The sequence below is a fragment of the Clostridium chrysemydis genome (genome assembly GCF_015234215.1).
GTDB classification, from domain to species: Bacteria; Bacillota; Clostridia; order Clostridiales; family Clostridiaceae; genus Clostridium; species Clostridium chrysemydis.
Genome location: NZ_JADEKP010000010.1, coordinates 70,772 through 77,236, shown reverse-complemented (window position 1 = coordinate 77,236; position 6,465 = coordinate 70,772). Strand labels below are relative to the sequence as shown.

Annotated in this window: 4 protein-coding genes; all 4 read right to left on the bottom strand. The window is 26.2% G+C overall.

Features of this window, described 5'->3' with window-relative positions; translation table 11 throughout:
- Window positions 1–127: 127 nt before the first annotated feature.
- Window positions 128–796, bottom strand: coding sequence for a LytR/AlgR family response regulator transcription factor (locus INR60_RS15740; protein ID WP_194192449.1), 669 nt, complete (start codon window positions 794–796; stop codon window positions 128–130).
- A complete protein-coding gene (locus tag INR60_RS15735; protein ID WP_194192448.1) occupies window positions 789–1,412 on the bottom strand; it encodes a hypothetical protein in 624 nt (207 codons plus the stop codon). Before INR60_RS15735 ends, INR60_RS15740 begins: the two co-directional genes overlap by 8 nt.
- Before the next feature lie 149 nt (window positions 1,413–1,561).
- Complete coding sequence (locus tag INR60_RS15730) at window positions 1,562–3,277, bottom strand: MFS transporter (RefSeq protein WP_238480465.1); 1,716 nt, start codon at window positions 3,275–3,277, stop codon at window positions 1,562–1,564.
- Between the two features lie 88 nt (window positions 3,278–3,365).
- Window positions 3,366–6,440, bottom strand: coding sequence for a DEAD/DEAH box helicase (locus INR60_RS15725; protein WP_194192447.1), 3,075 nt, complete (start codon window positions 6,438–6,440; stop codon window positions 3,366–3,368).
- Between the last annotated feature and the right edge of the window lie 25 nt (window positions 6,441–6,465).

The window sequence follows — 6,465 nt, the reverse complement described above, 5'->3', positions numbered from 1 at the left end:
TCTTTTTGTAAAAGTTTTTCGATTAGCATGAAAAATATTTTATCATAAATCCACGACTAATTGGTCGTGGATTTATTTTTTTTAATAAAAAAAGAGCTTCGCACTAATTATTTAGTGCGACAGCCCCTTATTCTATTAATATTGTTTTTTCAATTTCTTTATATTTTCTACCTATTGGAACCTCATCTAAGTTAGTTAAAACTAATTTATTTTTTTCTACCTTAAATACAAATTCTCTATTTACTAAAAATGATTTATGGACTCTAATAAATTTATTCATATCTAATTTTTTATAAATATTTAATATAGATTCCCTAACCTTATATTCTAATCCCTTAGAGTGAATTATAAGATAATGCCCGAAAGACTCTATATAAAGTATATTTAAACTATTGATTCTTATAATAGAGCTTCCCTCTTTTAGAATTAAAAACTTATTTTTATTTTTAAAATAGTTATCTATTTCTATTAGACACTCAAAAATATCCTCTTTAAATTTATTTTCCCTTATAAAAAATATAGGTTTAAAACTTAAACATTCAAATACAAACTCATTATTTTCACTTACAAAAACAATAATAGCATTATTTAATCTTTCTCTTATTTTCCTAGCATTTTTAATATCTTCTCTACTTCTAAGTTTTATAAAAAGTAAATTTGTATCTAAATCCTCACTTAAAAATTCTAAATCTAAATACCTATACTCTTCATTTTTACAAAATTCACTTTCATCTATATATTCTTTTATATCTTTAGTTAGTTTTTCTTTGCTATATATAAAAGAAATATTAATCATAAGCTTTTTCTCTCTTTTCTATATCATTTATATAATCGACTAAATTCAAACTTGTATCACCTAAAACTTCTAATAGATTATATTTATCTATTATTTCTATATTATATTCTTCTTTTAAATAATTAACGGCTCTTATAAATTTAAAATTATTTGAAGTAAGTAACGCTTCCACGCTTATAAGTTCACCTGATTTAAGCTTAATTCCGAAGAATATTTCATGCCCTACAGAAGATAAAATATCTAAATAATCATTCCAATATAATTTTATGCTTTCTATATCTTCAAGTTTTATATCTATAACTTTACTTTTGTCTTCTAAAAAAACTCCATAAAAAAAGTATTTTAACTGATCTATATATCTTCTTATCTCATAGTATTTAAAATGTCCATCTCTTATTTCCCACCTATTACTAAGCCCTATATAAGCTGGTATTATTGAAAATAAACATATTAAAATTACCACAACTGTAATTAGAAACTTTATATTTCTATCTTCTACAATATAACTAAATACTCCGCTTAAAATATACCCTAGTATAATCGATATAATTATCCCTACTACAAATCCTCTTTTTCTTGGACTGTTTCCTATTACAAATATTTTTTCCATATCCATATAACACCTCACTTGTTTTTTATATCTTAATAATATTATATGTCATTTTTTACCTATTGCAATATCTTATTCACGAGAAGCATTTTTATAGCATGAAAAGCAAAAAAGGATGTTACATAATCTATGCAACATCCTTTTAAATCTTTAAATTAGTTTTGTTTTTTTAAGAAAAGTGCTACTACAAATCCTAGTCCTGCTATTATTGCTGATGCGATAAACAATCCTGCAAAACCACTATTTAAAGTAGATTGGAATGTGTTTTCTATAGCAACTCTTGCACCATCTACTTGGTGAAGATAATCTGCTTTCATACTATTAAACATAGCATCTACTGTAGTATTTGGTGGAACATGGTTTACTAAACTATGTTCTATTGCTGGTTTTGCTTTATCAAACATAAAGGTTGCAAAATCTTTCATAACATTACTAATGCTTGTTACGTCAGCATTTTGGAATGAATCTAAAATGCTTTTTGGAACTTCTCCTGAAGACATAGAAGCATTTCCTGACATTCCTTGAATGTGTGGCATAACTTTCATTAATGCATTTGGCATTTTATCTCCAGCTTCTGCAACAAAGTTTACTAGTATATTTGGAGATACTGCAATACCTATACTTTTCACTAATGATACTGTAGCTTGTGCTGAACTTGCTTCAGACTTTTTAACGTTAACTTGCATTAAGTAATTTAATGGAGTTCCCATTGTAAGACCCATACCAGCTCCCATAATAGCTAAACAAACAAATAATAAAACTTTATTGTTGTCTTTACATACTATAAATGCTAGAAGTAAAGTCCCTACCATTGTGCACAAGAATCCAATTAAAAGTACTAGCTTTGCTGAATATTTATCTATAAGCTTTCCTCCAATTGGTGCTGCAACACCTGAACAAACTGCCATTATAGTAATTAAATATCCTCCAGAACCTTGTGAGATTCTAAGAACATTTTCACCAAATTGAGGAATAAATATAACGCTCATCATTCCACAACCTACTACTAGTGCCATTATTAATGTTATAACTATATTTCTACTTTTAAAGAAATCTAAGTTTAAAACTGCATCTTCTGCTCTCTTTTCTACATAGATAAATACAGGTATTAAAATTAAGAATAGCAATAAATAAGGATATACTTTTGTTGAAGTTATTGAATCTTTGAAATTTGCAAAGTTTAAATTTGTAACTCCATACATAAGTCCTAGTATCATAAGTGATAATACAACACTACCTTTAAAGTCTAATTTCTTTTCAGTATATTGAGTTTCTTTAATTTTTACTTTAAGTGAAATTAATACAACTATTATACAAATTGGAACGTTTATTAAGAATAATAAACCCCAAGATTTATTTCCAAAGAAATTTAAAATCGCTGAACCTATAGTTGGTCCTAAAGTTGTTGCTATACCATAAGTTGCACCTACAATCCCAAGGGCACTACCTCTTTTTTCTTTAGGGAAGCTCTCTCCTATAAACGCTGTAGCTATTGGCATTATACCTCCACCACCGATTGCTTGTATAACCCTTGCTGTTAATAAAAAGGCATAGCTATTAAATAAATCTGATACACCACTTAGTAATGAACCTATTCCAAATATAGTTATTGAAATAATAAATAATTTCTTTTTTCCGTATCTATCAGCTAATTTACCTGAAATAGGCATTACTACTGCATATACTAATGTGTATATAGTAATCATCCAGATTGATGAATCTGCACCTACATTTAATGAGTCCGCTATAATCGTTCTAGCTGGTGATACTATACCATCATCCATAGCACCTATGAATATACCAAGTAAAAACATTATCATTAAGGCTGTCTGAGTCTTTTTGCTATATCCGTTTGTGTTTTCCATTTCCATATCAATTCCTCCTTTATAGGTTTCTACTTTAATTGTAACCTCATAAATTATGAACTTCTATGCACTTACTGTTACCGTTTTTTTAATATTAGTAAAACAATTCCATTATCTCATCTTCTGATAGCCTCTTTAAACTTTTACCGTCCATCTCTTTTCCATCCATAAGGTTATCTATAAGCTCTCTCTTATCTTCTTGCATTAAAACTATTTTTTCTTCTATTGTATCTTTAGCTATAAGTTTTATTACTCTAACTACATTTTTTTGCCCTATCCTATGGGCTCTATCTGTAGCTTGATCCTCTGCAGCTGGGTTCCACCAAGGATCAAAGTGAATTACAGTGTTTGCAGAAGTTAAGTTTAAACCTACTCCCCCTGCCTTTAAGGATATTAAAAATACTGTTATATCTTTATTATTATTAAATTCTTCAACCCTCTTCATCCTATCTTTTGAAGGAGTACTTCCGTCTATATAAAGATAAGTTATATTTTCTTCTTTTAGCTTTTCTTCTATATTTTTAAGAACTGATGTAAATTGAGAGAATAATATAATCTTTTCTGATTGCTTTTTACTTTCCCTTAAAATCTCTAAAGCTACTTCTGTTTTTGCACTCTTACCTTTATAATCTGGAATTACTAAACTTGGATCTAAGCAAAGCTGCCTTAGTTTAGTTAAGAAAGAGAAAAGGTTAATTTTATTTTTAGTTCCTTCTATTATCTCTTTTACTTCTTTTAAGTAAGACTTATAGACATTACTTTGAATATCAGAAAGCTCTACTAAATATTTCTTTTCGATTTTGTTTGGAAGTTCAGCTAAGACTTCACCTTTAACCCTTCTTAAAATAAATGGTGTTATAAGTCTTTTTAACTCATCATTATTTTCTGAATCTATATATCTTTCCTTAAATCTTTCTTTAGTTAAAAGATACCCTGGCATTACAAAATCAAAAATTGACCAAAGTTCTAAAAGATTATTTTCTATAGGAGTTCCAGTTAATGCAATATTGCACTTACTCCTTATAGATTTTACACTTTCACTTATTTTAGCTTTATAATTTTTAATGCTTTGAGCTTCATCTATTATAAAATAATCAAAATCTATATCTTTATAAAGCTCTTCATCATTTTTTAAAGTCCCATAAGTACTTAAAATAACATCATATTTTTTATAATCATTTATAACTTTTTTTCTTTTATTTTTATCTCCATGAACTAAACCTATTTTTAAGGTAGGTGCAAATTTTGAAAATTCTAAAAGCCAATTATAAATAAGTGAAGTTGGAGTCACAACTAGACTTTTACTCTTCTTTCTTGAAAGAAGAAACGCTATAACTTGAATAGTTTTACCAAGTCCCATATCATCAGCTAAAATCCCTGAAAACCCAAGTTCAGTTATTTCATTTAACCACTTAAATCCTTCCTTTTGATAAGCTCTAAGTTCTGCGTTTAAAGCCTTTGGAACTAGTTTTCTTTTAAACTCTTTATTTAAAAGTTTATTTGTTATATCGCTAAAAACTTCACTTCCTTTTATAAAACTTAAATTTCTATCTTTTAATTTTTCATTTACATAAAACATTTTATTTTTATCTATTTTTATGTCTTCTTTTAAACCTACATCTAATAAAAGATTTAGAAAACTAACTACTTTAGGGTCTTCTAAAGTTAAATAAGTATTTCTAACCTTATAAAACTTTTTATTAGCTTTTATATTTTGCATAGCTTCCCTTATTTCTTCTATGCTTAAATCTGAAATATTATATTTTAAATTATAAAAATTTTTGTTTTCAATAAGAGATGAATTTATATCCTTACTAGTTATAGCTTTAAAATCTTTAATTCCTTTACTAAAAGAAACTTTTCCTATAGCACTAAGTTCATTAAAACCTCTAGTTATAAGATTATAAAAATCCTCTTCTTCTCCAATAAAAATATAATCTTTATGAGATCTCTTAAACTTATATTTTAAAAGGTCCATCTCTATAATCTTTTCTGATGTTTTATCTCTTAAAAAGCTAGTATCATTTTTATCTTTTATTAGGTCTACAATATATCCAAAGTAATCTATTTTTATATTGCAAAAAACTTTCTCTTCTTCTTTATAAAAGAAAAATTTTGCATTTACCATTTCACGTTTATATTCTCTTACGTTATGGTCTAAAGTGATATCTTTAGTTACACTTTTTAATTTATTCAGTATTTCGTTTAAATTCTCTTTTGATTTTTTATATCTTAATTCTCTATTTTTTATAAGTTCCTTATAAAGAGGCATGTATGAATTAACTTGTGATTTTCTATTAATATAAATATTTCTATCAAAAAGCATAACGTCACCTTTTATATTTAAAGGGTTTGGAAATTTTTTATGATGAGTTAATACAAATTCATCTCCCTTTAAAGATAAAGTTAAAACTACCGGTACATTTTCCTCTTTTATATTAACTTCGTAATTTAAAAAGTTATAATTTAAAGTAACCTTATTATCTTTATTTAAAGTTTTGAAAAACTCTCTAATATTTTTATCATAAACCTTTAGATTTTTTCCTCTTATATCTTTTTTGTTATCTTTTAAATATTTAAAAAACTCTAAATCTGAATCTTTTATTTTATGTATATTAGGATTAAAAGTAAATAAATCATTTACTCTATATTCCTTCTGTAAGATTATGTTTTCTATAAAATCTTTTAAATCTAGTACTAGGTGAGTGCTTTTACTTCCTATTCTTACTTCTACTTGAAGGCTTGGAATGTTATCAGTTTTTATAAACTTTATCCCTAAATTTAAATTTAAATCACTCTTGATTTTTTCTTCTTTATTTGTAATCTTCTTTTTACTTAAGCTCTTTTTTGCAGCATTATAAAAGCAAAGAGTAGTTCCTACTATATGCTTACAAACATAATTTTTTATTTCTCTACTACTTTCTTTATATCTATCACAAGTGCATTTAGCTTCAATTATTCTGTCACTTTTCTTATTTATCTTTATATGAGTACTATACGTTTTACTCTTATTATCATTTAAAACTTTGCTATAGATATGATACACGTCATCTATACTTTTACTTTTTAAATCTTTAACGTATCCTTCTTTACATAATTTCTCTCCTAAATTTTTAGAAAAAGAAGAGCTAGTTATAAGTATATTTCTTTTGATTTCTTCTAGATTCAAAGACTCACCTCCATTTTTAACTTAA